This window comes from Rossellomorea oryzaecorticis, assembly GCF_045897515.1.
Lineage (GTDB): Bacteria > Bacillota > Bacilli > Bacillales > Bacillaceae_B > Rossellomorea > Rossellomorea enclensis.
Map to the genome: position 1 here is coordinate 361,275 of NZ_JBJOSA010000003.1, position 25,709 is coordinate 386,983.

Below are 25,709 nucleotides of genomic sequence, written 5' to 3' on the forward strand. Positions count from 1 at the left end.
GGTGCATACTAAGGATTTTTTGTTATAATAGAATGTCGTAAGAGTAATAAGGAAAAGATCCTAAGATTATATCTTGCAAATATTAATCGACAGGTGGAATGAAATATGAGTCAAAAACCTTACAGAGTACTTCTGTACTACAACTATGTAACAATCGAAAATCCCGAAGAAGTGACGGCCGAGCATAAGGAATTGTGCCAGGAGCTTGGGCTTATGGGACGCATCCTGATTTCTTCTGAAGGAATCAATGGAACATGCTCTGGTACGATCGAGCAGACGGATGCATATATGGAAGCGATGAAGAATCATCCGTTATTCCATGACACAGTATTCAAAATCGACGAGGCGGATGAGCATGCGTTCAAGAAATTGAAAGTGAAGCATCGTCCGGAGCTTGTGACACTTCGTCTTGAAGATGACGTGAATCCTCATGAAATCACAGGTAAATACCTTGAACCGAAGGATTTCTACGAGCAGATCCAACGTGAAGATACAATCGTTCTTGACGCCCGCAATGACTATGAGTATGATCTTGGTCACTTCCGCGGAGCGATCAGACCAGATATCCGCAATTTCCGCGACCTGCCTGAATGGGTCCGTGAAAATAAAGAATTATTGGGCGATAAAAAGATCATCACATACTGCACAGGCGGTATCCGCTGTGAAAAATTCTCCGGCTGGTTATTGAAAGAGGGCTTTGAGGATGTAGCGCAGCTGCACGGAGGAATCGTCACATACGGACAAGATCCTGAAGTGCAGGGTGACCTGTGGGACGGACAGCTATACGTATTTGATGAGCGTATCGCCGTGCCGGTAAACCGCAAAGAGCATGTCGTTGTCGGTAAGGACTACTTCGACGGCGAACCTTGTGAGCGTTATGTGAATTGTGCCCACCCGCCATGCAACAAGAAAATTCTTTGCTCAGAAGAAAACGAGCATAAATATATGAGAAGCTGCTCCGACGAGTGCCGCAGAAGCGAAGAAAACCGTTATATCATCGAACACGGTTTGACTGAGGAAGAAGTGGCTGAGCGTCTGGCAGTGATTGAGGCTGAGAAAGAGACAGCATCAGTATAATTAATAGATAAGAAAAAGAACTGGCCGAGTGGTCAGTTCTTTTTCCTTATCAAGATTAAGGTGCATGAGGAGGAACCTCATGTACCTTTTTATTAATTCATAAGCCCGACAAATTTAAGTGTCTCAGCTAAAATTTTCGCCATTTGATCCCGTTTTGTATGGTCATTCGGCTTGAAGACGCCGCCAGTCATACCATTGACGATACCTGCTTGTGAAAGCAAATCAAGTGCTTTTACCGATTGATCAGACATATACTTGGCATCCTTGTAACTTGCGTATCCTTTGCTTGTCTCAAGTTTATTTTCATCATATCCTACAAACTCTACAGCCCTGGCCACCATCATGGCAGCTTCGGCACGGGTGATTGAATCATAAGGTTTAAAGGTACCATTCTCTTTTCCTTTAATGATACCAGCTTCCCACGCTGCAACAAGTTCCCCGTCTTGGTTAACTGCTTCATTTCCATGTACATCGCTGAATTGTCCGTCATAAGCTTGGCTTGCGACTAATCCAAGGCTTCTGGAAACTAATGCTGCAAACTCACCTCTGGTCATATTAGTGTCCGGTGCATAAGTGTCTTCTGATTTTCCATAAATGATGTGTTTTGAAGCAAGTTTTTCAATATATTCTTCTGCCCAATTCTCTTCATTATCAACATCTTTGAAGGTCTTTTCCATTTCTGAAATTCCAAAAGTACCGTTAGCGCGGCTATAGATAGTGGCTTTACCTTTATTAAAAATAGTCGGCACCGCTTTAATCTTTCCATTTTCTTTAATCATTACAGCACTGGCTTTTGCAGGATTTATTGCTTCTGATAGTTTGATTTCTCGCTCTACATATTGAGGGAAATGAGAAATGTTTCGATCCTTCTTACCGTCGTTCACCATAACTTTAAAGTCGATGACAGGTGCGATTAATTCATACTTAGATGCTGTATCTTTAGGGACTGAGATTTCCTTAACCACTATTTTTACGCTCTGAATGTTTCCGTTAGTTTTCAATAATCCCACCGGAAGTATAAACGAACCATTATCGCTATAGACTTCCACCATTGTACCGCTGTGCTCATCTTGAAGAGCTTCAATCACCTTCACCGGAAGTTCCAGTGTATCGGCACTAGCATCAAGTGGGAATGCTACCTTCTCAAGAGAGCCTTCATAATTAGTAATAGACTCGAGTGCTTTTTCCTCAATTACCTTTTGCACACCCGAAACAATTTCCGCACTGCCTGAATCAATGACGAGTGTACCATCACCTGGTTCTGGATCGGTTGGCGGGTCTTCAGGATCAGTGCCTCCTCCTGCATCGAAGTCAATCTTTGCAAGAACTGGATCATGGTCGCTTGCACGTCCATCTTCCTCGCTGAAGTTGGAATTAATGTTCACGCTGTCAATCGTTGTTCCATTTACAAGATTATTCGTGACCAGGATGTGATCAAGAACTTGTGAGTTCCCTTGATAAATGTAAGTATAACGCTCTTCAGTCGGAAGCTCTTTCATCATGTCTGTAAGGATATCACCTTCCAGCGCTTTAATAGGATTAGAAAACTCGAAGTCGTTAAAGTCGCCAAGCAGTACCACATTTGCGTCTTCAACCTTGTTATTTACTTCCTGAACGAAGTCATTAAGAACAGCAGCCTGTTTCATCCGCTGCACTTCACTTCCAAGGACGACAGGGTGTTCTGAACCGAACAATGCACCGTCTCCTCCTTTAGAGTTGAAGTGGTTCGCTACTACGATCACTTTTTCACCATTGAACATAAATTCTGCCGCAAGAGCTTTACGTGAATCCTCGAATGCTTCATTGGTCGGGTCGATACGCCCTGGGTTAGCAGTCAGGCCGCCAGCATCTACTTCTACTGCCGTTACTGCATCCCCTGCTTCTTTATCTGTCAACTGAACGCGCTCAGGGTTATAGATGAAACCAACGCGGATATTTCCGCCAGGCTGTCCGCCGTCAACCTTATCTTCCGGGGCAATCTCTGTGAATTCATAGCTTGGGCCGCCAGCTTCCTCAATTGCTTTAATCAGCGTTTTATACGATTCACTCGCATCTGTGGTTCCGTCGTCTGTAGGGCCATTATTATCTTGAACTTCAACCAGTCCAACGATGTCCGGTGTTTTCAGGTTAGTGATGATGGAGTTTGCAATCTTATCCACTTTACTCTCATCTGTTCCTGCATAGAAGTTTTCTATATTGTAAGAAGCGATTGTTAATTCATCTTCTTCAGGGGTAATGGAACTCACTTCCGGCTTTGTGCCCCCATCAATCACAGCCGGCATAGTACCTGTTGGACGAATTTTAAAGTTACTGTAATCGTAACTCACAACACCGGTAACCGACCCGTCTAACTTGTCCCCGGTCTTGACGTTGATGTCAATGCCGTCTACGTCAATCAACATACGTTCAGGATTATAATCTTCCGGTGAAATCAGGATTCCTCCCGCATCTGTGCGAAGCTGATCGCTGCTTGTCACAGTGACGACAGGAAGTTCATCATACTTTATCGGTCCCGTAACTGTCGCATCCGGAATTTCAATCAGCATGCCTTCAAGGCTTTCATAGAAATCAAGTCCATCCTGATCTGGATCGAAAGAAGTCATCTTATCGTCTTCTACCACTTCTGTTGGAGGTGTGCGGTCAGTGCCGATCACTACTTCTTCAGGAAGTGGATTATCTGAAGTGACAGTCACAACGGCAGATGCAGTGATCTGTGTAGTCAGAAGATCTTTTGCATCATCATAACCGTCTTCCCTCCACTCTTTCACTTGTCCGCTGACGTTTACTTTATCACCGATTTTTACGGAGTTATTTTTAGAGTAAACATAGATACCTTCGGAAGTGGCTGCACTTTCATCAGGAGTTTCATCCTGGATATAGAAACCGCTTGATCCATCCTTAGCCGTAACGATTCCGTCTACATTTGAAACATTCATATCCTTATAAGGCGAAGTATGGGTTGCACCCTGAATGTCATGAATATCTACGTTATCAGCAGGCTTTAGAATTTCATAGGCAAAAGTAGAAACCTCACTTGTTTCGCCATCCTTTACCACTACTGCTTTAATTGTCGTGTCTTCTGTAAGTTTGATTGGTGCAGTATAAAGTTCACTTTCAACAGTCGGTGTTGAACCATCAGTTGTATAATGGATCGTTCCGCCTTCCGCAGCCGTTTGAAGAGAAACTTCAGTCCCTTCAGTAACTGATCCCGATGCAGGATTGGCTGTGACGGAGAAGACAGTTTCAATTACGTCTGAAGTGCTGCGCGGGACAAGCTTATATTCATTAAAATTATAATCTATGACTCCCTGAAGCATTTCATATGTTTTGCCGACTTCAATCATAGAAGCATCATTTGGCTTGATGACAAACGATCCGGAATCATCTTTTGCTGTAAAGTTTCCGTTGCTGTCTTTAGATTCTACTGTCACATTTGTAAGTTTAACGAATTCTCCTTCAAACTGCTCCCCATTTTCTGCTGAGAGATCAGTTGAAATGATATGCTCCGGTGAAGGAACACCTTTACCTTCTGTGGTGACTTCAACATTAGAGGCAGAAACTTCGATTTGCTGCATTCCGTAATAGTCATTTAATGTACCTTGTGCGGTGACTTCATCGCCAATCTCTGCAGTAAGGCCGCTTCCTCTGACAATGACACCTGCCGTTTCATCCTGGATGAAAAGGTTGGTGGATCCGCCGGCCACGAAGGATGCGGTTACGATACCTTTAACTTTTACCCCTGTACCCTTGGCTGCTGTACGGGCATCAAGGATTGAGGATAGTTCGATTGGGTCAGGTTCTGGGGCTGGGGTGTCTGAGAGGTGGGAGCCAAGAGTAGAAAACGTATCCTTTGGATGCTGGTCCCATTCAATAGACTGATCAAATGCATCAGAAGCATCAGTATCCCCTGCAACAACTCCATCTTTACGTGTTAGTGTTACGTCAGCTGCAAATGTCACATCTGAACCTATTTGACCAAAAGAATCAACGATTGTCTCTTCTTTTTTCAAAACAATAACATCGTTACCGTTAAAATTCGCTATACCATTGTCTTGCTTGTCAGCAACTGATAGAATTGCCGGGTCTGCTGCACTATTAGAAACTATGAATACTTCCCCCGGATCAATCGTACCCGATAATTGGACAGGGCTCGCAGTAGTTTTTCCATTGTAGTATGTTTCTAAAGTATATTTTGATAAATCAATGGCATCGGGCGTCCCATTGTATAGTTCAAGAGCTTTATTACTACTGCTCCCCTCAACATACTCTGAAATAATCAAATCCTGAAATCCTGTCTCTTCCGCCGAAACATTCTGAACCATATTAGGTGCAAATGAACCAAGCACCATACCTGAAGCAACGGTCAGACTTAAGACTTTGCGCTTAACGTTCTTCCCTTGCATATTCTTCCCCCGTTCGTATTTTATTAGATTGGTAGAATCTCTGTCATTTCCTAGTATACAACAATATTTGTCATAATAGTGTAAATTTAGAGTTAATTAACGATAAAGTTGTTAGCGCTTTCATAAATATAGTCATATTGTTACACGAATTTTCAAAAAAAGTAATAACTGCATGAAAGAAATGTGCTATTATGGTAGAAAAACTAAATTATAGTAAATTAATGAAAATTCATTTGACGAAAAAGGAGAAGGATTATCGGTGAAAAAAACTATCTTATCCGTTACTGCAACCGCCATTCTTTCCACTGGTTTTGTAAGCAGCGCGTCCGCTGGCGAGTATAAAGTAAAACCGCGTGATTCGCTTTGGTCAATTGCTAGTCAGCATAAGGTTCCTTTGGCCAATATTAAACAGTGGAATCAGTTAAAAAGCGATCTTATTTATCCTGACCAGGTATTAAAGGTGACTAGTCCCATCTCTTCTCCTCCGCCAAAAGCTTCACCGCCAAAACAGACGGATAGCGTGAAAACCACGTATACTGTAAAACCCGGGGATACACTGGGCAGAATTGCATTGATGCATTCAGTCACAGTAAAAGATATCATGAGATTAAACAACCTAAAAACAGATTTGATTTTCCCGGGGCAGAAATTTGTCATCTCCGGTAAAGAAAATCGTCCTCAAGAGAATACGACAACTCCAGCAAAGCCACAAACGCCTGTTGCCACTCCTACAGTCGATAGTGGAGCGTATAAGATAAAACCGGGAGATACTTTGTCAGGAATCAGTCTGAAATTCAACGTTACAGTACAAGATATCAAGAGCTGGAACCAATTAAAATCAGATACCATTTATGCGGGACAGACCCTGCAGATAAAAAAACAAATCGAATCTCCTGTATGGCCGCTGCCTTCTGATTCTGCAGAAGAGAATCCAAAGCCGGATACAAATAGTAAGGACACAGTCAGCCAGGCCAAAGCTTTGCTGGGTACCCCATATCTGTGGGGCGGCTCAACGACAAGCGGTTTTGACTGCAGCGGATTTATATACTATGTACTGAAACAGACCGGCAGCTCAATCGGGAGATATTCGAGCGAGGGCTATTATAATCGTTCTTATTATATACATACTCCTTCACCAGGGGACCTGGTCTTCTTCGAGAACACGTATAAAAAAGGAATCTCCCATATGGGTATCTATTTAGGGAACAATGAATTTATCCACGCAGGCGATAATGGAGTCGTTGTCACCAGCCTGGATAACCCGTATTGGAAATCTAAATTCGACGGCTATAAACGTTTCTACTAAAATATCCAGTTAACAGAGCGAGGGACAGGCCTTTAGCAAGCTAAAGGCCCGTCCCTCACTGCTTTACTTTGTAAAAGCGGAGATTCAGTCTACGATGAAGCTGTCCTCCAGTGTGAATTGTTTGGTGGAGGTTCCGAATGTTCCAGTGATTTTGTAGGTGCCGGGTATGAGTGGCACCCGTTTCAGTTTAACGGGATAGGTGACCCCTGGATTAAGCATGATGGAATGACCTTTTAGAAGGGCATGTTCTGGATAATAAACCGTTTTACTTCTGCCGATGGCAGGAAAGGATTCGGGCGGCCCCCATGTATCGACCTTCACCCATTTTCCGCCTACAGACCGGTAGATTTTCCATTCATCCAAATAGGAAAGATGATTCGGACCCCAATTAGTCACCGCCAAGGTTAAAACCTCTTTTGGGTGGTATTTATTCTTTTCCACGTTCATTGCAACATTATAATCTTTAAGTGAAGCGAAAAGGGGATCATAGCGGATATCCCGGAACTCCCCGTTGCCATCTCTTACAATGAGAGTATACCGATATAGATGACCATGCGGTTTAGGGATTTTCACTTGTAAATCTTTAATATTGCTTGTCTTTTTTGAATAGAGCACAATTGGATTTTCAGCACTTTTATTTACTTTTTCCAATTTCACTTCGACCGTGTAACCGTCTTTTTTCATGATTTTCTCTAAGAAATCAGGAATATCCGGGACAAATACTTCACCGGGTACTACTTCGACCGCTCCTTTTCCAGGGCTGCTTCCCGGCCCTTCCTTGGCAAAGATGTTTCCCGTTCCCCTGTAGTAGTTCCCATTATGCACCACATCTGAAAACACCGGGATTGAACTGTTCACATATCCGCCAATGGAGTTATTCATTGTTTCTTTTTTTGTTTTTGTAAGGTCTGTTATTACCTCCACCAGACCAAATACAAGAATTAATACCAACACAATTCTTACCCACGGTTTTTGTAATACTTTCATGATCTTCCCCCTCTTTTAATCTCTTGAGACACTTCCCTTTTAATATAGGGAGACTAATTATATATCGGTTATCGAATTTGCAAATTTACAGCATTCATCACTTTTTAGGGACTACCTTGAACTCTATCTGACCAGTTAACTTCATATCTTCTTCATTTTCAGAAGTAATGACTGAAAAATCCGCTGAACCATTTACAGTATATTCCCCCACAGGGAAATCATTGTTCATGATTTGTTTCATGAATTTAATGAAGTCCTCATCATCCTCTGAACTGTAACTTCCACTGCCGGCATATTCCTTCCTGAGAGGGTCACCTTTCACCATTGTTGAATAAATGAGAGGCTGGATCATTGGATAATCAATGTTAACTCCTCTTGTCTTTTCAGATATAGGAAAGAAAAAAGGAGATCCTCCATGGGAAATTTTTATTTCTTCCTTTTCCCCTGTATACTCCAGTTCCGCATAAATTTTCACAGGTTCACTTTCCCTGTATTCCCTCTTCTCGGAAACAAGTCGATAAATGAAGTCCCCTTTTATTACTTCCACTTTATTATTTTTTGGCGTAAGTTTATTCGCTGCTCCAGTGTGTCCTTTCTCGTCACATCCTGCTGAAGATAACAGAATCAGCACAGTAAAGAGAATCAAAAACTTGTATTTCTTCAATCATACACTCCCCCTTTCTATTATTGACGATTACTTTACCTAAATGTTACCAAATGTTTAACTTTAAACTTCTAAAAAGACAGACCCCATTAAGAGATCTGCCTTAAAACGATTAGCCTTTAACTTAGTAAATCATTCGGTATTTTACTAGTTTTTTTGTATCTCCATCATATAGAAATTGAATGATATGCTTATCTGCTTCATACCCCTGGATGTACATATCCAGATGTTCAATGTAAGTTGGTTCAGAATTCTCGCCAATCATTTGTTCAATTTGGGATGGGGTGTAGCCGCTTCCCGTCATATTTTTTTCGATTGAGCTAACTTTTAAGTCCAGTTCTCCATAAGGTACGCCAAATGAATAACCGCAAGCCCCGTATCGTCTATAAGAGTCTTCCCAACTTTCATCTGCTTTACCATAATACTCTTCGACCTCTTCAAGCAATACATTTTCCTTACCGAATTCACAGCCGGCCAGGTGCCCATAGGATGCAATCTCAAGGAACTGATTGTTGATAGGCTGCTTAGCATAATCTTTTTGATCACCTATAACCACGGTATATGAAAGGCTGTATGCTCCATTATTAATCGTTATTTGCCCTACCCCGCTTCTGTTTGTTGGAATTACTTTATTGAGGGCAGGTTCGTTAAGTGCCTTCCCTTCAACTTCCACCCTGGAGTATTGCCCTTTTCCCGTGTCCATCAGTTGGATAGGCGTATATGGATCAATAAACAACAGGTCTCCATTATGGTAGTTCACTGATTCGATAAACGCCATCGTTCCTCCATGCCTTTTAGCTTCAGTCGCTTTATACTTAATGACCAAAGGATCACTGATGGCAGGCACTTCTACACGAAAATCTTCATTTAAAGCCCTCGCCAGAAATGCACTAAATTCTGCCCGTGTAATATCCCGTCTTGGATAGAACAGCCCATTCTTCAACCCTTGTGCAATCCCTGCTTGTGAAACCTTTTTAATAGATTCATAGGATGCCTGTTCAGGATGGATATCAAAGTAATCAAACTCCAGCTGAGCTTGAAGTTCAAATGCTCTTGCTAGAAAAATAGACATTTCACCGCGGGTCACCGGTTCATTCGGTCTGAATGTCTGATCTGTATATCCTTTGATGATTCCCTCTTCCACTGCAGATGCAATATAGCCTGAGGCATAGCTTTGAGGACTGACATCTTTAAAAGTAGTCGACCTCTTCTCTCCATTCAAGTCAAGAGAACGGCCGATCATAGTTGCAGCGGCTGCTCTTGTTACCTTTTGACCGGGCTTGAATGTTTGATCATCGTACCCTTGAATAATACTGTTTTCATAAAGATACATCATTTCCTTGTAAAAATTCGTACCTTCATGCACATCTTTGAATGTACTTTCAGCCTCCACTTGAGACTGTCCCCATAAACTAACGAACAATAATAATGTGAAGAATACACTTGTAATTTTTTTCATTTTGACCCACCTTGTAATATTTTTGTAATATTAATAACAGTATATGGTATTTTCATAACTTCTTCAACAGGATAAAAGGATCAGTCCACAAGTTATGAATTATATCCCTCCCTGATTCTCAAAAAAGCCTCCTTTTTTAGTATTTGTTTCTTTTACCTGTTAGACGAGGCGAATTGTAAATTGTCTCAAAATATATAAATATTTCTTGTAGTTATATATAAATACAAGGGGTTCATAATGATGTAATTTTTACCAAAATATAGTCATATTTTCACAGTTCCCCTGTATTTATTAGATATACACCAGGAAAGGGGTTTTGCGGATGAAGTGTACGAATTGCGAGCATGTGAATGATGGAGGCAATTTTTGTGAAAATTGCGGGACGAGACTGGTGAGGAATGACTCCTCCGGGGGAACGGGTCCCGAATATTCAACATCGGCCGCTGCCCAGGCCGTTCCGCCGCCGCAGCCGAATGTCCATGTTGAAAATGTAAAACAGGCTTCAAGCATGTACTTCCAGTATTTTATGAAAGTCCTTAAAAAGCCAGTATCCGCAACGGCGAAGGCAGGAGCCGACCAGCTTGTGAACGGGATGATTTCGATTGGGCTGTTTTCTGTCATTATTCCATTGATTATTTATCTCAGTCTGGATTACAAAGGGGAAGGCGCGTTCTTCTCAGTTTTAGTAAAGCCTGCCTTCTTTTACGCATTATTCATGATACTGATTGCGTCTTATTCCTATATTGCCATTAAACTTGGGAGAGTCGAGGTCAGCTACACCGATGTGCTTGCGCGATTCGGTTCCATGCTGATTCCTTTCGTAGGCATCTTCATCCTTGCCTTTGTCTTTTCATTGCTGGATATGTTCCTTTATCCTCTTCTCCTGGGGCTGGGTTTCATGGGAACGGTCTTTATCATCCCTCCTTTGGTCATTTCAAGCTTTAAAAAGGATGAGCCCGGCGGACTGGACACCTTATACGGGACATTACTGACGTATATCGCCATCTTCCTGACGTTCATTGCCATGGCGGCGATGATCATTTCCACTCTTATCAATTTGGTTGAAGACAAGGTTGACTCTTTCTTCTCGCCATTCTAATGTGCAGCAGCCCCTTTTCTTTTATAAAAAGGGGCTTTTAAAAATGAACCAGCAGGGGTGAGGATGATGAAGTTCTGTAAACAATGCGGGCAGGCACTCTCAGAAGGCAAGTTGTTTTGCAGTCATTGTGGAAAGGCGGCTGCTCCAAGTGAAACCGATAAGAATTGCGGGAACCTGATGGAAGGTGATGAGTGTTCAACATGTTCCGTGAATGATTCTTTTGAAGTCGAAAGCCGTTTTTGCAAGATGTGTGGAGAGGCCCTGAATGGGGATGAAGAATGTCAACGCTGCGCAGTACCTTCAAAACGCTACTGTAAAAATTGTGGGACAGCGCTATCTCAATTTGAATCCTATTGTGCTGATTGCAGAGTCCCGGTAGTCAGCCAGCCGGAAAAACCTGAGTCTCCCCCAACCAGACACAAAAAGAAACCCCGGCCACTCATGATTTCCCTGATTATTTTTGCGATTCTCCTGGCAGGCAGCGCTACATACGGATACTTCTATGTAAAAGATGCTTCCCATCCCTCCCATACGACCGACATCTTAATTGAAGCTCTGGAAAAGAAGGATGCCCCCACCTTGCAGGGATTACTGTCTGAAGCATCTGATATCCCGCTGACCAGAGATGCACTGCAGGATTTTTTGGAACAGCTTCATTCTGATTCAGAGATTTATGATGAACTGCTTGAGAACATCAAAATGCAGGAGAAAACCATTGTATCAGCTGCTCCTAATGACCCTTTTTTAATTCAGTTAAAAAAATCCCCAGAAAAAAAGTGGCTGTTCATCGATCAATATACAGCCGCATTGATTCCTGTGTCGTTCACACTGGATACGGATCCGGATGCAAAAGTGTTCCTGAATGATAAGGAAGTTCCAGCTTCGGGTAAGGAATCGCGGGTAATCGAAAACGTGATGCCGGGAGAGTTTACGTTCAAAGCAATTAAAGATGGAGAATGGAGAGAACTCGAAACATCGATGTCTCTTTTTATATGGAAAGATTCCGATGTGCCCATCCCGCTGTTATTTGATGAGCAGTATATTACCGTAACGTCCGAATTTGAAGGTGCGGAAGTTTACTTGGACGGGGAACCGTACGGCACGATCGAAGATTCTTCCTTGCAGATCGGACCCGTGTCCGAAGGGGATTCTGTTGTTGTAAGCGGGAAATATAGTTATCCGTGGGAACATGTTTATAGTAAGGAAGCGACGGCCTCGGCATCTGAAACGATTGAATTGGAGTTTCCGATTGCCAGCAGCCAGGTACTCAAGGATGATTTGACAAGCGATATCATCAACTACAATACATCCTATATTGAATCGATTACACGCGTAGACTCATCTGTTTTAAGAAACGTAAAAGGAAAGCAGCTCGAAGACAATATTAAAACAGTCAAGAATTTGGAAAAAAGAAGCATCACTTATGGCGGCTATTTAAAAGATATGATTTTTGACGAACAGTCCTTAGATGTCCAAGAAGAAAATGGCACATATAAGGCCAGCATCGATGTCGAAGAGCTATATGCAAGTAGCTGGAACGATCCTGCCGACCCCGATGCGGCAGAAACCATACTAAAAGCCTACCATTACACATACTACTGTGAGTATGATGAAGAGGCTGGGGAATGGATTGTGTATGATTCGGAGGAGCATTAGGGAAATGGATGACCGTATTGATAGCACGGAAAAAAGCCAAATGCACTAATTCAGATAACCATAAAAAACCCGAACTAATTTGGACCATGCTTATTAGTTCGGGTTTTACTTAGACTAAATGCCATCCTCTTTTAAAAGGAGGCAGTATTTCTCTTCCTTACTTAAAATAAATCGTTTCCATTCCTATTAAAGTCTTTGGCGTACCTTTCGGCTTGAATTCCGTCAAAGAGATCAAAGCATCATGATGATAAATTAGTTTCTGCACATTACCATACGTCTCCAATTGATAGCTCGGCCGGAATGTATCATAGTTATAAGCTTGAACAAATGTATTTTTGTTTGACGTATAGAATTCCTTATTAGGCACATCAAATGCAATACTTGTATATCCTCTATCCAGCTTACCTGCAAATGTCATGTCGGCTGATGGTGTCATGGAAGAGTAAAAAACATTTCCGCTTCCATTAAAAATGTAACCTCCATCTTCAGGTATGGTCAGATCGGTTGTCAAAGGGTAGTCCCCATGATAAGGAGAATCCTTTCCTGCTGAAAGCTTGCCGTCACTGATTGGGTACACTTCAAGGTCTCTTGGAGATACCGTAGTATCGATCAGATAAACTCGATCCTGGGAAGGATGCATCTCAATGTATGATTTCTCATAAGGTCCACGAACATCGCTGAGCATTTCACCGGTGGTACTATTGTAGCTCTTTATGTTCACATGCTGTCCGGAACCGGAAGTAAGAAAGACATTTCCTTCGTCATCTGCCGCAATATCAAAAGGATCGGTTGCGACGTTGATGGAGTGAAGATACTTCATTGACTCAGCATCAACCACGGCCACCGCCCCTTCCTGCTCTTCTTCCCACCAATATGAACTATGTGCACGTTTAAGTTGAGTTACATACAACTTACCATTGGCGTAGTCCATTTTTTCAGCAGGCAGAGGCAGTTTAACAATATGATCTTCGTAGGTCTCATAGTTAAAAGCAACCACTACATTATCAACGCCATCCAGGAAATAGATGATTGGCTTGGTTGGATGGACATCATAATCCAGCAGCTTCATCTCAAATAACATCTCGAGTATAGTGTCTTTCACCAGTGGATTATATGGTCGGAATTCAGGCTCCAATATTCTGGACATAAAAGCAGAAAATTGAGCTCTTGTAATAGCCAGGTCCGGCTTAAAGCTGCCATCATCAAAACCAACTGTGATATTGTTTGCCGCTAAAGGGCTGATGAATTCCGTACCCCAATAGTTCTCACTGACATCAGTGAACCCATAAGGATAGATTCCATATAATTGGTAAGCATTCACCAAAATCTTTGCCATCTGGGCTCTGGTCAGGGTTCCTCCCGGTCTGAAACTCCCATCAGAGAAACCAGAAATAATCCCTAAGTGAGAAGCGGCCGCTATTTCTTGATACCCGGCAGAACCAGGCTTGACGTCATTAAAACCAGGGTCTGGAATGTCTGTTTCTTCTACTTTCATTTCACGCATTAACATAAGTACAGCTTGTAGGCGCGTAATTGAATTGTCGGGACGAAACGTACCATCCGGAAACCCGCGAATGATACCTAAGTCCGTTAGATAACCTATTTCATCTTTAAACCCTTTTACATCTGTAAATGAAGCCGCTTTTACAGGGGCTGCAGGCTGTATGATGGAAACCATCATGATAACCATTAGGAAATAAAAAAATGGCTTTTTCAACTCTTTTTTCTCCTTCGTCATGAAATTGTAATCTTTTTTTAACATATCATGATAAAGGTTACTAGGATAGTAGTTATTGGTATTTATATAAAGGTAATTTAATCCAACTCAAACATAGTGAGGGACGGGCCTTTAGCAAGTTAAAGGCCCGTCCCTCACTGCTTATTTTTCGTTACTGCTTCGTCTTATTCGAAATCTCTATCGCCCGGTTCGTCCCTTCCACTGCCTGATCCAGTGCTTCCTGCGGATCGGTCCCCTGATAGAGGTTCTCCAGGGCCGTCACGACTTGCTGGCGTGATTCAGGGAATACGGAAATCAATGCTCCCTGTGTCGCGACAGACGGTTTTGTCTGCTGCAGCTGGTCGACGGTCACTTTGAACTGCGGGTACTTCTCCCATTCCTGCTTTACAATATCTTCATCATATGCGGCAGGGTTGATGGCGAAGTAGCCTGTTCCGATATGCCATTTCGCCTGGCTTTCAGGTGTTTGCAGGTATTTCATGAATTCCCATGCGGCTTCCTGCTTTTCTTCAGAGATCCCTTTTGACATCCATAGGGACGCTCCGCCGATGGCCACTCCCTGGCGCTCCACTTCTTCAGGATATGGAATGAACGCGACTCCCACATCGAAAGGGGAGCTGTTGATTGCGTTCGCTACACCTGCGGATGAATCCAGGTACATGGCGACTTTACCTGTTTGGAAAGCGGCACGGATGTCATCCCAGTTCGTTCCGTAGTTGCCGAATGTGCCGGCTTTGTTCATGTCATCGAGGAACTTGAAGACGCGCATGCCTTCTTCCCCGTTAAATACTGCCTCCGTCGCATCCCCTTCGCGGCCGTTTTCTTCATTTACATATAGCCCGCCTTGAGTGGCGACAAGCTGTTCAAAGAACCAGCCGTATGTGAGCATGGAGAATCCGTAGCGCTCATCTTTCTTCGTCAGCTTTTCAGCAGCCGCCTTCACTTCTTCAAAGGTTTGCGGCGGATCTTCAGGGTCGAGCCCCGCTTCTTTGAAGGCGTCCTTGTTGTAAATCATTACTGGCGTGGAGGAATTGAACGGCATCGAATACAGCTTTCCATCCACGGTATAGTAGTTCAGGATGTTCTCCTCAAGCTGCGAGACGTCATAATTATCCTTATCGATGAACGTCTGCATCGGTTCGATAAAGCCGCTTTCGATCATGTACTTCGTCCCGACTTCAAAGACCTGGGTGATCGCCGGGGCATTCTCGGTACCGCCGACACTCCTCAGTTTTGTCAGGGACTCTTCGTACGTCCCCTGAAACTCAGCATTGACCTTATACTTATCCTGTGAAGTGTTAAAATCTGCGACGATTCCATCAAGCACTTCCTGACCGGCACCTGACATGGCATGCCAGAAGTTGATTTCCACAGGTCCCGAACTCTTTTCCCCGTCATCGTCTTTAGGCTTTTGACTTTCACTGTTCGAACAGGCCGTAGTGACAAGCATCGCAGCCAGCACACTAAAAACAAACAGCATCCTCAGCTTCTTTTTCATTTTCGGTAACACCCCTTTTTGTTAATTATGCTTAAACATGCCTGCGCTCGCTTCAGAGCAGCAGGCATGTGAAACACCGCTACTTCAAAGCTCCCTGAGTAAGTCCTTTTTGCAGCTGCTTCTGTCCGAGGAATAAAAGCAACAGGGTCGGGATGATGACGATGATCACGCCTGCCATCACGACTCCCCATTCGGTCGCCATCTCCTGAGTCTGCAGCTGCTTCAGGCCGATTTGAACTGTTCGGACCGAGTCATTGGTCGTTACGAGGAGCGGCCATAGATACATATTCCAAGTCGTCAGGAATCCGTAGGCCCCGAGAGTGACAAGGCTGGTTTTTGAAACGGGAAGGATCACTCTCCAGAAGAAAGCAAATCTGCTCAATCCCGCTACCTGTGCCGCTTCATGAAGTTCCTTGGGAATCGTTTTAAAATGCTGGCGCAAAAGGAACGTCCCGAATGCCAATGCGAAGAACGGCAGCGACAGCCCTTGATACGTATTAATCCAGTCCAATTTTTGAATCGTAAAGAAGTTCGGGATCATCGTCGCTTCCCACGGGATCATCATTGTCGATATGAATAAGAAGAAAATGAAATCCCTTCCTTTGAACGGGATGAAAACGAAAGCGTAGGCTGCCATGCTGCAGACGACGAGCTGACCGAGCATGACGCCGAATGACACGACGAAACTATTGATTAGGTAATTCATGAGCGGCAGCCGCTCGAACACCTTGAAATAGTTTTCCAGAGTAAAAGACTGCGGCAGGAATTTCCCCTGAAGGATTTCCGACCCCGTCATGAAACTGATCATGAACGCATACAGCACCGGGAAAAACACAAGGAATGCAGATACCGCAAGCAGGACATAAAGCAATAATTTCTTCCCCATACTCATTGATAATGCACCTTCTTTTCCCCGAGCTTGAATTGCAGAATCGTCACGATCAAAATGCAGATGAACAAGAAGACGGCCTGCGCACTCGCCGTACCGAATTGATAGTTGATGAACGCTTCACGGTAGATCGAGTAGACGATGAGATTGGTAGACTGCGAAGGTCCCCCCTTGGTCAGGATGTCGATCTGACCGAACGTCTGAAACGCATTGATCAGGGAAATCGTGATGATGAAAAAAAGCGTCGGCGACAGCATTGGAATCGTAATCCTCCTAAGCTGATACCAATACCCCGCCCCGTCGATCCGTGCGCTTTCATAGAGATACTCATCGATGTTCTGAAGTCCGCCGAGCAGGATTAAAAAGGCGAATCCTGTGTTCAGCCAGATCGTCGAAATGGACACGGATATCAGTGCCCATTCGGGATCGAGCAGCCACTGCACCTGCGGGAGATGCAGGTGGCTCAGCAGTCTGTTGAACATCCCGACGCTCGGATGGAACAGAAACAGCCAGACAACGGATGAAGCTGCGACCGAAATCCCCATTGAAGATGAAAACATTGTCCGAAAAAAACCGATGCCCTTCAATTTTTCATTCGCAATGAGTGCGAGAAAAAGGGCCAATATGATCCCGATCGGGACGGTATACAGCACAAACAGGACGGTCGCCTTGATGCTGTTCAGGAACTCGGGCGATTCGAGAAGATAAGCATAATTTTCAAGTCCGACAAACAAGGCGGCATTCCCCTGCTGATCGGTCAGGAAAAAGCTTAGATACAGCGTCCGGAACATCGGATAAAAGATGAAAACAGCAAATAATAGAATAGAAGGAAACAGATAAAGCATGGCGGTCCTGACGTTCAGGGACTTTTTCCACAGGCTTGCCGGTGCTGCGTTGGGGCCGGCCTTCATTTGAGCACCTCCTGATCAAACATATAGTTTTCGATATCCGTCGGGGTTTTGACGATCTGCTGCGTTTCACTGTCAAAGAAGCAGAGGGATTCGTAGTTGATGACAACTGGGATTACGTCCCCCACATTGATCCGCCACTGGCCGGTCCATTTGGCCATCCATTCTTTTTCACCAAGCATGAATGAAAAAATCGTTTCGTTCCCCAGCACCTCGACATTGATGACTTCAACATTGATTTTGTCGCTATCTTTGGTTTCTTTTGTGGCGGTTTTCAAATGTTCAGGGCGGATGCCGACAATGATGCGGCCTGATTTCATGAATTTTTCATCTTCTTTTGGAATGGTTAAGTTGCCGTCGGTTCCAAAATGGAGCCGCGACGTTTCTGTGTCATACTCCGCTTCTGCGATATTCATCGGCGGAGAACCGATGAAGGTTGCCACGAAAGGATTGGCAGGGTTATTGTAAATGTCGATCGGCTTCCCGATCTGCTGGATCTCCCCGTCATGCAGGATCATGATCCGGTCCCCCATCGTCATCGCCTCGACCTGATCATGGGTGACGTAGATCATTGTAATCCCGAGTTTTCTTTGAATCTGCCTGATTTCCGATCTCATATGCGCTCTCAGTTTAGCATCGAGGTTGGAGAGCGGCTCATCCATCAGGCAGATCGGGGCCTGGTTGACGATGGCTCGGGCGAGTGCCACCCGCTGCCGTTGCCCGCCGGAAAGCTCGCGAGGTTTCCTTTTCAAATAATCGGAGAGGCCGAGCATCTTCGCCGTCTCTTCACAACGCGCCTTCCTCTCCGCCTTCGGGACCTTCTTCACGTGCAAGCCAAAAACGATATTCTCCTCAACGGACAAATGGGGATAGAGGGCATAATTTTGAAAAACCATCGAAATATTCCGCTTGCTCGGCGGCAAATTATTCACTTCCCCGTCCCCAATCTTCAGGACACCTGCCGTAATATCCTCAAGCCCCGCAATCATCCTCAGCATCGTACTCTTCCCGCAGCCGGACGGCCCGACCAGCACAAAGAATTCGCCAGGCTCGATGGTGACATTGATATTGGAGATGACTTCATTCTTCTTGTCGTAGGATTTTGATACGTCAATGAGTTCAACTTTTTTCACATCTTCTTCCCCTTTCTTTAACAAACGGTGTTGGTATATTAGCGCTTTCATTTTGTGGGTTGCTTTTTAGGGTGTACCTGGTACAATGCGGCGCTGGTGTGCCTGGTACATTTCATTGGTTTGGTACCTGGTACAAAATGTCGACGGTGTACCCGGTACACTCCAAACCGTTCCGCACATAAAAAGAATCACAAACATAACCTAGGTGCGCCTAAGCTCATGATGTGATTCTCCGGGTCTCTACACAAATGTATGAACTTGTCAGGTGTATATGGAAGTAAAATTCCAGCGTGAGAAAAGTATATGAGGGAAGAAGGGGTTGTATGAACAAAACTTGCGATGTTTAAGACGGTAACGCAGTGAGGGACGGGCCTTTAACTTACTAAAGGCCCGTCCCTCACTATACTAAAGTATGCAATTATTCCATCCACTCCGGCTTCCCGAAACCTTTGAACTCTTCATCAATCACTTTTTCAAATTCGTCTGCTTCCACGACTGCTTTGATATCCTTTGCAAGCTGTGAATCAACGTCTTTCGTGTTCATAACGACGCGGTTGCGGTATTGGTCAGGCATGTTCTCAAGCTGCAGCGCGTCAAGGAGATCCATTTTTGCCGCAAGTGCGTAGTTCCCCGGAACTGCTGATAGGTCTACGCTTTCAACTGCTCTTGGAAGCTGAGCCGCTTCGATCGGTTTGAATTGCAGGTTCTTAACGTTTTTATCGATGTCTTTTTCAGATACTGTAAGCGGATCCGTGCCTTCTTTCAATGTGATCAGCTCAGCATCCACGAGGATTTGGAATGCGCGGGCTGCGTTTGTCGGATCGTTCGGGATGGCGATGGCGCTGCCTTCCTTGATGTCTTCGAGAGAATCAAATTTCTCTGAATAGATCCCCATCGGTGCAGTCGGCACCACGATGACTTCTGAAAGCTCCATACCGTGCTGCTCTGCGAATGTTTCCATATAGATTTTGTGCTGGAACAGGTTGGCGTCAAGATCCCCCTGAGCGAGTGCATTGTTCGGCTGGATGTAGTCGCTGAATTCTTTCACTTCAACGGTGTATCCTTTTTCCTCAAGACCTGGTTTGATGGCTTTTGTGACCATGTCGCTGTAAGGACCGGATGTCGCCCCGATCGTGATTTCTTTTTTATCTTCAGAACTTGCTTCTTCTCCACTGCATGCTGCCAGCAGGCTGACAGTCAATGCTGCTGCTAATAGTAAAAACCATTTTTTCATCTGAAATCTTCCCCCTGAATGTTTTGATTATCGTTTATCTACTACTCTTGCAAAAATGTCGCCTGTATATTGGATGAGCTGCACAAGGCAAATCAGCACGACGACCGTGGTAATCATGACCGTATTGTCGTAGCGGTAATAGCCGAAACGGATAGCAAGGTCACCAATACCGCCTCCGCCTACAATCCCGGCCATGGCGGAATATGCGACCAGGCTGATGGTTGTGATCGTGACGGCCTGGATGACGGCCGGCTTCGCTTCCGGCAGCAGGACGTCCTTGATGATCATCCATGGACTCGCCCCAACCGACACCGATGCTTCGATGACTCCCTTATCAATCTCGCGAAGGGCGGTCTCTACCATTCTTGCGAAAAACGGGATCCCCGCCACAGAGAGTGATACGGAGGCAGCTGTCGGCCCGATCGTCGTTCCCGTCAGTAGTTTAGTAAGCGGCAGTAGTGCAACCAATAAAATGATGAATGGGATCGAGCGGACCATGTTGACGACGAAGCCGACGATCTTTTTAATGAAGCCGTTCTGCAGGAACAATCCTTTGTCTGTCACAAAAAGCAGGATACCGAGCGGAAGGCCGATCAGGATCGCGATGGCCAGTGAAATGCCGACCATATAGATGGTTTCGAGGAATGCTTTATTCAATTCTGGTAAAATCGCAGTCAAAGAATCAGGCAGCACGGTCGAGCACCTCCAGACTTTGTGTTTTAGCCGTTATATAACGGATGGCGGCCTGTATTTCGGACTCTTCGCCGATCAGCTCCATGATGAAAATTCCGAGCGGCGTTTCCTGGATATATTCGATTTTTCCGTGAAGGATATTGCCTCGTACCTTGTATTTTTGAAACACTTCCGAAACCACACTTTCCTCTGCAATCGAACCCTTGAACTGGATTTTGATCAGCTTGCCTGTCCGGCTCTTCAATAGGTGAGGCGGCAGTTCGAACTGCAGGATATTTTCAATAAACTGTTTTGTCAACGGCTGTCTCGGGTTTGCGAACAAGTCGTACACGGGGCCTTCCTCCACGATTCTCCCGTCCTGCATGACGGCCATCCGATCGCAGATTTCCTTTACGACTTCCATTTCGTGCGTGATGAGGACGATTGTGAGCCCAAGCTGTTTGTTGATGTCTTTTAACAGTTTTAGGATCGACTTTGTTGTACTCGGATCAAGTGCTGAGGTCGCTTCGTCGCATAGGAGGACGGATGGGTTGTTTGCGAGTGCCCTGGCGATTCCGACGCGCTGTTTCTGGCCGCCGCTCAGCTGTGCGGGATAGGCTTGAGCTTTGTCGCTAAGTCCGACCATCTCCAGCAATTCGGTCACCCTTGGTTCAATTTCTGACTTCGGCACCCTGGCTGCTTTCAAAGCAAAAGCGAGATTTTCATACACCGTTTTCGCTTTAATGAGGTGGAAATGCTGAAAGATCATGCTGATTTTCTGACGTGCGAGTCGGAGTTCCCTGGAATTCAGCTTTGTCAGGTCCTGACCGTCGATGATGATCTCCCCGGATGTCGGTTTTTCCAGTAAGTTCAGGCATCGGATCAGAGAGCTTTTCCCCGCCCCGCTGTAGCCGACGATACCGAAGATTTCCCCTTTTTCAATGGTGACGGAGACATTATCCACACCGAGGACCGTCTGCTTTTTTGTTTTGTATTCTTTTACTAGATTGTTGATTCTGATCATCATTCACACCCCTTTTCTTTTTTCAATGTTGTTTGCCAAATAAAAAATGCTTCTTTCAATTACTGAAAGAAGCATCGCGCTTATGTCATCGACTTATCTTTCAGAATGAAACCCATTCTGCAGGAATTAGCACCGTTCCATAAATGGAGGTTGCCGGACGTCACAGGGCCTGATCCCTCGGTCGCTCTTGATAATTTGAAAATATTTAATTGTTTGAGTTTTTAATCTTATAGGTGATATTATATGGTTTGTTTTGGAAAGTCAATAAAGGATTTTGAATTGATTTTTTATGTAAGCGATTTCTTTGTTGTGGTTAAAAGAAAATCCCCCTCCAAAAATAATTCCTTGTATACCGCTTTTGATTTCCGTGGAAGGCTTCGCTTTCCACTCCAATCAAAAGCTGGGTTGAGCTAAAATCATTCCTCCCATTTAAGGCACCTTTATCTTTTTAATCAAACGTTTGATTAACATCTCAAACTCTTGATGGGACAGCCTTTTGAAGGTTTAAACAAACGTTTAATTAAAATGTAGATAACCTTGTGCGCAACTGAATACAAAGACCTAATCACGCATGATTATAAAGTTTCATTTTGTAGTAAAATAGATGTTTTAATCTAGCAGAATAAGGGAATATATGTTAAATTAGTTGGGGCTTTTTGCTTGTTTACTAGTAAACTATTAACTATGGGAGCTGAAGGATTGATGAAAATGATACGACTGAATGCAATGTTGATTGCAGTACTTATGCTTTTGCTTGCAGGCTGCGGAACTTCGGAGAAATCTTCTGGGGATGCCAATGCTGAAAACAAAGATAACGAAAAGGTTTCAATGGAAAATACCGACGGGGATGAAAGCGCTGAAGTTGCAGGCGAAGATGAAAGTGAAGGCGAAGTGTTTGAAGCATCAACTGAAAAAGAGGAAGATCAAGATGCCCAGCCTTCTGAAAACATCCTGGATGAGAAGAAGGTATTTAAATACGATGACGATTCAGTCATTATCACGCTGGATAAAGCTGAATTCACTACCGAATTCAAATCTTCCAATGCAGACCCTGAAGACTCGATGTCTAACAGGAAAATCATCAGTGATTCTGAAATCTTCTTACATATGACTGGAACCATTTCAAATGACACAACTGATTCAGTCAGCTTTGATGGACCGTTGTCCCCGATAAACTTTTATTTGACTTATGACGGCAAGCACGAATTTGACATGTACGGTGCTGCTGAAACAGAGGAAGGCAATACATTTAAAACACTGTCCAGCGTCGACGCTTTAACGGAAAGCAAGGTCCATTTTTACGCCCAGGTGCCAAAACCAGTATCCCAAACGGATAAACCTTTAGTACTCCAAGTGAAGATGGATGAGGAAACATTTGAGGTGCCGCTGCGTTAGGCTCCTATCCATGAAGAAACTCACCTGAAGAACAAATCAGGTGAGTTTTTTTTATTATAAGACTTCATAGTCTGTTACATTACGTTCTACCACGCGTGCGCCATCTACGCTTACCAGTGCGCCGCCTGAGCTTCCGAATACGCCGGTTGCGATAAGGTTGTCCATTGCTGCTTTCACCTGGACGGTATCGATCGGGTCGATTGGATCGTTGACGCTGATTTTCGCTATTTTGCCGGTTTCTGTCTTGAATTCAAGTTCAAGTACTTTTGCCATGTTAAAATCCCCTCCTTTCTATAAAAATTCCACCCCCATTATGCGTTGATATCGAAGTTTTGGATCTTTTCTACGTTGAATAAGTTTTTCTCGGAGAGTCCTGCAAGTGATTGAGCCGCGCTGTGCATCTCATCTGCAGTGGCCGAACCTTTGATGTAGCTGTATGATTTGTACTTGTACTTCGGGTTGCCTTTCTCATCCATCCCGTCGTTATATGCAAATCTCAGCTTCGTTCCTTTCAAATCCGCTGTTGCCATTGTGCCTCACCTCCTTTCACCTTTTATATAGGGATTGGGGGAGGAAAAGGACACCTAAGAAAAAACATTTTCATTAATAATTCCATAAGCAGTATCAATAAGGGTGGGGCTCGTCCATTTTTGCCTAATCGACCTTGATTCTCCAATTTCCCAACAATAAAAAACCCTCTTATAACCACATTTAAAATGCGGTTATAAGAGGGTTTTAACGTCACTCCACTATTCACGATCACTCTTCACTTCTTCCGGATACCCGGCCTTCGTCGCCTTCTTGAACTCTTTCGCCCAAAGTACTTCCTGCGTATCCGTCAGTCCATTATTCTTCTCCGTATTAATCCCTTTGTAGGGAAGCTTCTTCGCATGTCGTTCTGCCATGCTGAAATCTCTCCTTTCAAAGATATTAATGTCTCTCTACAAATCCTTTACCCAGCAGACACTCACCTAAACATAGGAAGGGGGACGGGCCTTTAGCTTACTAAAGGCCCGTCCCTCTACGCGTTAATTCAGTAAAGCTTTCCTTGCCTATATAAAATCGTCGACAGCTTCGTAACAGAGTGGATATAGCAGTTTTGGCGCAGCGGGAATGGATCCCCGAAGAACTGCGGCAGAACCGTATCGAGCGTTGTCTGCATTTTTTCAAATAACAGTCTGAATACCTCGTCTTCCGAGTAGAACTGGGTTTCCCTGCCCTGCAGCCATTCGAAATAGGAAACGATGACTCCGCCGGCATTAGCGAGGATATCCGGCACGATGATGATTCCTTTATTACTGAGGTATTCATCCGCCTCTGTTGTGACCGGAGCGTTCGCTCCCTCGACGAGTATGCCTGCCTTCACTTTTTCAACATTATCCTTATGGATCTGGTCTTCCAATGCAGCAAGGATCAAGACATCCACATCAAGGTACAGAACGTCCTCCCTGTCGGAAATATCTGCTTTCACATCAATCTCCTTCAGCTGATCATCGGTTACCGGGAGATCTCCTTTATTCCTCATCGTGAATTCGACCAGTGCCGGGATATCCAGTCCGTCTGCATTATAAAGCGTGACGTTTCGGTCACTCACAGCCACCACTTTATTCTGAAGATGAGTGGATTGGTAGGCCTCGAGAGCCGCGACCGATCCTACGTTTCCAAATCCCTGGACGGAGATGGTCAACGGCTTGTTTTCATATTTCAATGCGGTTTTGGCAAACACATTATCCGTTTTCGCCAGCAGATTCTTCTGATTTTTAATAAAATCATGCATCATATAGCGAAGGGTAAAATAAACACCCTTTCCGGTGGCTTCACGGCGTCCCAATGAACCACCGTTGATCACGCTCTTCCCGGTGAAGCTTCCCCTGTAGGGATAGCCGGGGTGAATGCTCTTGTACTCTGCCATCATCCAGTCCATCTCCCGCTCGCCGGAGCCCATATCAGGCGCCGGGATATCCTTATCCGGACCGATGACGTCACTGAAATACTGAACATATTTTTTTGCAATAAGATTAAGTTCTTTATCGGTGTATTCGCGCGGATTGATGATAATCCCGCCTTTCCCGCCGCCGAATGGAACATCGTGAAGAGAATTCTTAAGAGTCATAAGCGAAGCAAGATTCACTACCTCATCCTCATTGACCATCTCGTGAAAACGAATCCCGCCCTTATAGGGTCCGAGGGCGTTATTATGCTGAACACGGAAAGCTGGAATCCGGTCGACCCGCCCATTTTCAAGCGGGACCCGCAGGAATGACTTATGTATATGATTTGGAGTCGACAGGATGGCCGTCAGTGATGTAAAAGCCTGTTTCCTAGCTTCCCCCTGCAATTCCGGCATAAAATGCTCGTCTTCCAATAGTGCATCCAATGATTTTTGAACGATGTCTCGTGTTTGACTGATCATGTTTCCCCTCCAGATTATTAGTAATTTTGTTCTATATGTATAATTTTACCCAATAAAAGTGATGAAAAACGGAAACTCATCATTTTTAGAATGCGTTTTCATTATCATTTCTATTATTAAGGTGGAAACTCCCGTAAAACAGTTAAAAAGATGT

21 protein-coding genes and 1 riboswitch are annotated in these 25,709 nt (G+C 44.3%); of the genes, 5 read left to right on the top strand and 16 right to left on the bottom strand.

What is annotated here, in order from left to right; translation table 11 throughout:
- Positions 1–105 precede the first annotated feature (105 nt).
- Positions 106–1,077: an oxygen-dependent tRNA uridine(34) hydroxylase TrhO gene (trhO, locus tag ACKA06_RS05885; RefSeq protein WP_411159247.1), complete on the top strand. Its 972-nt coding sequence runs from the start codon at positions 106–108 to the stop codon at positions 1,075–1,077.
- Positions 1,078–1,169: 92 nt separating this feature from the next.
- Here trhO and ACKA06_RS05890 read toward each other — a convergent pair whose 3' ends face one another.
- Positions 1,170–5,480 carry an S-layer homology domain-containing protein gene (locus ACKA06_RS05890; RefSeq protein WP_411159248.1) on the bottom strand — a complete coding sequence of 1,437 codons (4,311 nt, stop codon included), beginning with the start codon at positions 5,478–5,480 and terminating at the stop codon, positions 1,170–1,172.
- 259 nt (positions 5,481–5,739) lie between these two features.
- Between ACKA06_RS05890 and ACKA06_RS05895 the strand changes: the two genes are divergently transcribed.
- Positions 5,740–6,786: a C40 family peptidase gene (locus ACKA06_RS05895; protein ID WP_411159249.1), complete on the top strand. Its 1,047-nt coding sequence runs from the start codon at positions 5,740–5,742 to the stop codon at positions 6,784–6,786.
- A gap of 84 nt (positions 6,787–6,870) precedes the next feature.
- On the opposite strand, the gene ACKA06_RS05900 is transcribed toward ACKA06_RS05895, so the two are convergent.
- From ACKA06_RS05900 to ACKA06_RS05910, 3 genes are all read right to left on the bottom strand, one after another.
- Positions 6,871–7,773 carry an immunoglobulin-like domain-containing protein gene (locus tag ACKA06_RS05900; protein ID WP_411159250.1) on the bottom strand — a complete coding sequence of 301 codons (903 nt, stop codon included), beginning with the start codon at positions 7,771–7,773 and terminating at the stop codon, positions 6,871–6,873.
- Between the two features lie 97 nt (positions 7,774–7,870).
- Positions 7,871–8,437: a hypothetical protein gene (locus ACKA06_RS05905; RefSeq protein WP_411159251.1), complete on the bottom strand. Its 567-nt coding sequence runs from the start codon at positions 8,435–8,437 to the stop codon at positions 7,871–7,873.
- A 124-nt stretch (positions 8,438–8,561) separates the two neighbouring features.
- Complete coding sequence (locus ACKA06_RS05910) at positions 8,562–9,896, bottom strand: S-layer homology domain-containing protein (protein ID WP_411159252.1); 1,335 nt, start codon at positions 9,894–9,896, stop codon at positions 8,562–8,564.
- A gap of 322 nt (positions 9,897–10,218) precedes the next feature.
- On the opposite strand from ACKA06_RS05910, the gene ACKA06_RS05915 reads away from it, so the two are divergent.
- Together ACKA06_RS05915 and ACKA06_RS05920 are read left to right on the top strand one after the other, a co-directional pair.
- Positions 10,219–10,995, top strand: a complete 777-nt coding sequence (locus ACKA06_RS05915) for a hypothetical protein (RefSeq protein WP_411159253.1) — start codon at positions 10,219–10,221, stop codon at positions 10,993–10,995.
- 66 nt (positions 10,996–11,061) lie between these two features.
- Positions 11,062–12,651, top strand: coding sequence for a TcaA 3rd/4th domain-containing protein (locus ACKA06_RS05920; protein WP_411159254.1), 1,590 nt, complete (start codon positions 11,062–11,064; stop codon positions 12,649–12,651).
- A 157-nt stretch (positions 12,652–12,808) separates the two neighbouring features.
- Here ACKA06_RS05920 and ACKA06_RS05925 read toward each other — a convergent pair whose 3' ends face one another.
- From ACKA06_RS05925 to ACKA06_RS05960, 8 genes are all read right to left on the bottom strand, one after another.
- Entirely contained in the window at positions 12,809–14,368 is a 1,560-nt protein-coding gene (locus ACKA06_RS05925) for an S-layer homology domain-containing protein (protein WP_411159255.1), read from the bottom strand.
- A 172-nt stretch (positions 14,369–14,540) separates the two neighbouring features.
- Entirely contained in the window at positions 14,541–15,887 is a 1,347-nt protein-coding gene (locus ACKA06_RS05930; protein WP_411159256.1) for an ABC transporter substrate-binding protein, read from the bottom strand.
- Positions 15,888–15,966: 79 nt separating this feature from the next.
- Complete coding sequence (locus ACKA06_RS05935) at positions 15,967–16,773, bottom strand: carbohydrate ABC transporter permease (protein ID WP_411159282.1); 807 nt, start codon at positions 16,771–16,773, stop codon at positions 15,967–15,969.
- Between the two features lie 2 nt (positions 16,774–16,775).
- On the bottom strand, positions 16,776–17,687 hold the full coding sequence (locus tag ACKA06_RS05940; protein WP_411159257.1) for a carbohydrate ABC transporter permease: 912 nt from the start codon (positions 17,685–17,687) through the stop codon (positions 16,776–16,778).
- Positions 17,684–18,817, bottom strand: a complete 1,134-nt coding sequence (locus ACKA06_RS05945) for an ABC transporter ATP-binding protein (RefSeq protein WP_411159258.1) — start codon at positions 18,815–18,817, stop codon at positions 17,684–17,686. Before ACKA06_RS05945 ends, ACKA06_RS05940 begins: the two co-directional genes overlap by 4 nt.
- A 418-nt stretch (positions 18,818–19,235) precedes the next feature.
- Positions 19,236–20,051, bottom strand: coding sequence for a MetQ/NlpA family ABC transporter substrate-binding protein (locus tag ACKA06_RS05950; protein ID WP_411159259.1), 816 nt, complete (start codon positions 20,049–20,051; stop codon positions 19,236–19,238).
- Positions 20,052–20,078: 27 nt separating this feature from the next.
- A complete protein-coding gene (locus ACKA06_RS05955; RefSeq protein ID WP_064566900.1) occupies positions 20,079–20,744 on the bottom strand; it encodes a methionine ABC transporter permease in 666 nt (221 codons plus the stop codon).
- Positions 20,734–21,747: a methionine ABC transporter ATP-binding protein gene (locus ACKA06_RS05960; protein WP_411159260.1), complete on the bottom strand. Its 1,014-nt coding sequence runs from the start codon at positions 21,745–21,747 to the stop codon at positions 20,734–20,736. The genes ACKA06_RS05955 and ACKA06_RS05960 overlap by 11 nt, the downstream gene beginning before the upstream one ends.
- 90 nt (positions 21,748–21,837) lie before the next feature.
- A riboswitch (SAM riboswitch) is annotated at positions 21,838–21,944 on the bottom strand.
- Between the two features lie 505 nt (positions 21,945–22,449).
- On the opposite strand from ACKA06_RS05960, the gene ACKA06_RS05965 reads away from it, so the two are divergent.
- A complete protein-coding gene (locus tag ACKA06_RS05965) occupies positions 22,450–23,142 on the top strand; it encodes a hypothetical protein (RefSeq protein ID WP_411159261.1) in 693 nt (230 codons plus the stop codon).
- A 54-nt stretch (positions 23,143–23,196) separates the two neighbouring features.
- Here the strand turns inward: ACKA06_RS05965 and ACKA06_RS05970 are convergent, their stop codons facing one another.
- The 4 genes from ACKA06_RS05970 to ACKA06_RS05985 all read right to left on the bottom strand — a co-directional run bounded on the left by ACKA06_RS05970 (position 23,197) and on the right by ACKA06_RS05985 (position 25,555).
- Positions 23,197–23,415: a DUF2922 domain-containing protein gene (locus ACKA06_RS05970; protein WP_058299179.1), complete on the bottom strand. Its 219-nt coding sequence runs from the start codon at positions 23,413–23,415 to the stop codon at positions 23,197–23,199.
- 38 nt (positions 23,416–23,453) lie between these two features.
- Entirely contained in the window at positions 23,454–23,672 is a 219-nt protein-coding gene (locus ACKA06_RS05975; protein ID WP_032086773.1) for a DUF1659 domain-containing protein, read from the bottom strand.
- A 219-nt stretch (positions 23,673–23,891) separates the two neighbouring features.
- A complete protein-coding gene (locus ACKA06_RS05980) occupies positions 23,892–24,047 on the bottom strand; it encodes a YfhE family protein (protein WP_198259157.1) in 156 nt (51 codons plus the stop codon).
- Positions 24,048–24,175: 128 nt separating this feature from the next.
- Positions 24,176–25,555 (bottom strand): Glu/Leu/Phe/Val family dehydrogenase, encoded by a 1,380-nt coding sequence (locus ACKA06_RS05985; RefSeq protein WP_411159262.1) that lies wholly within the window; start codon positions 25,553–25,555, stop codon positions 24,176–24,178.
- Positions 25,556–25,709: the final 154 nt, after the last annotated feature.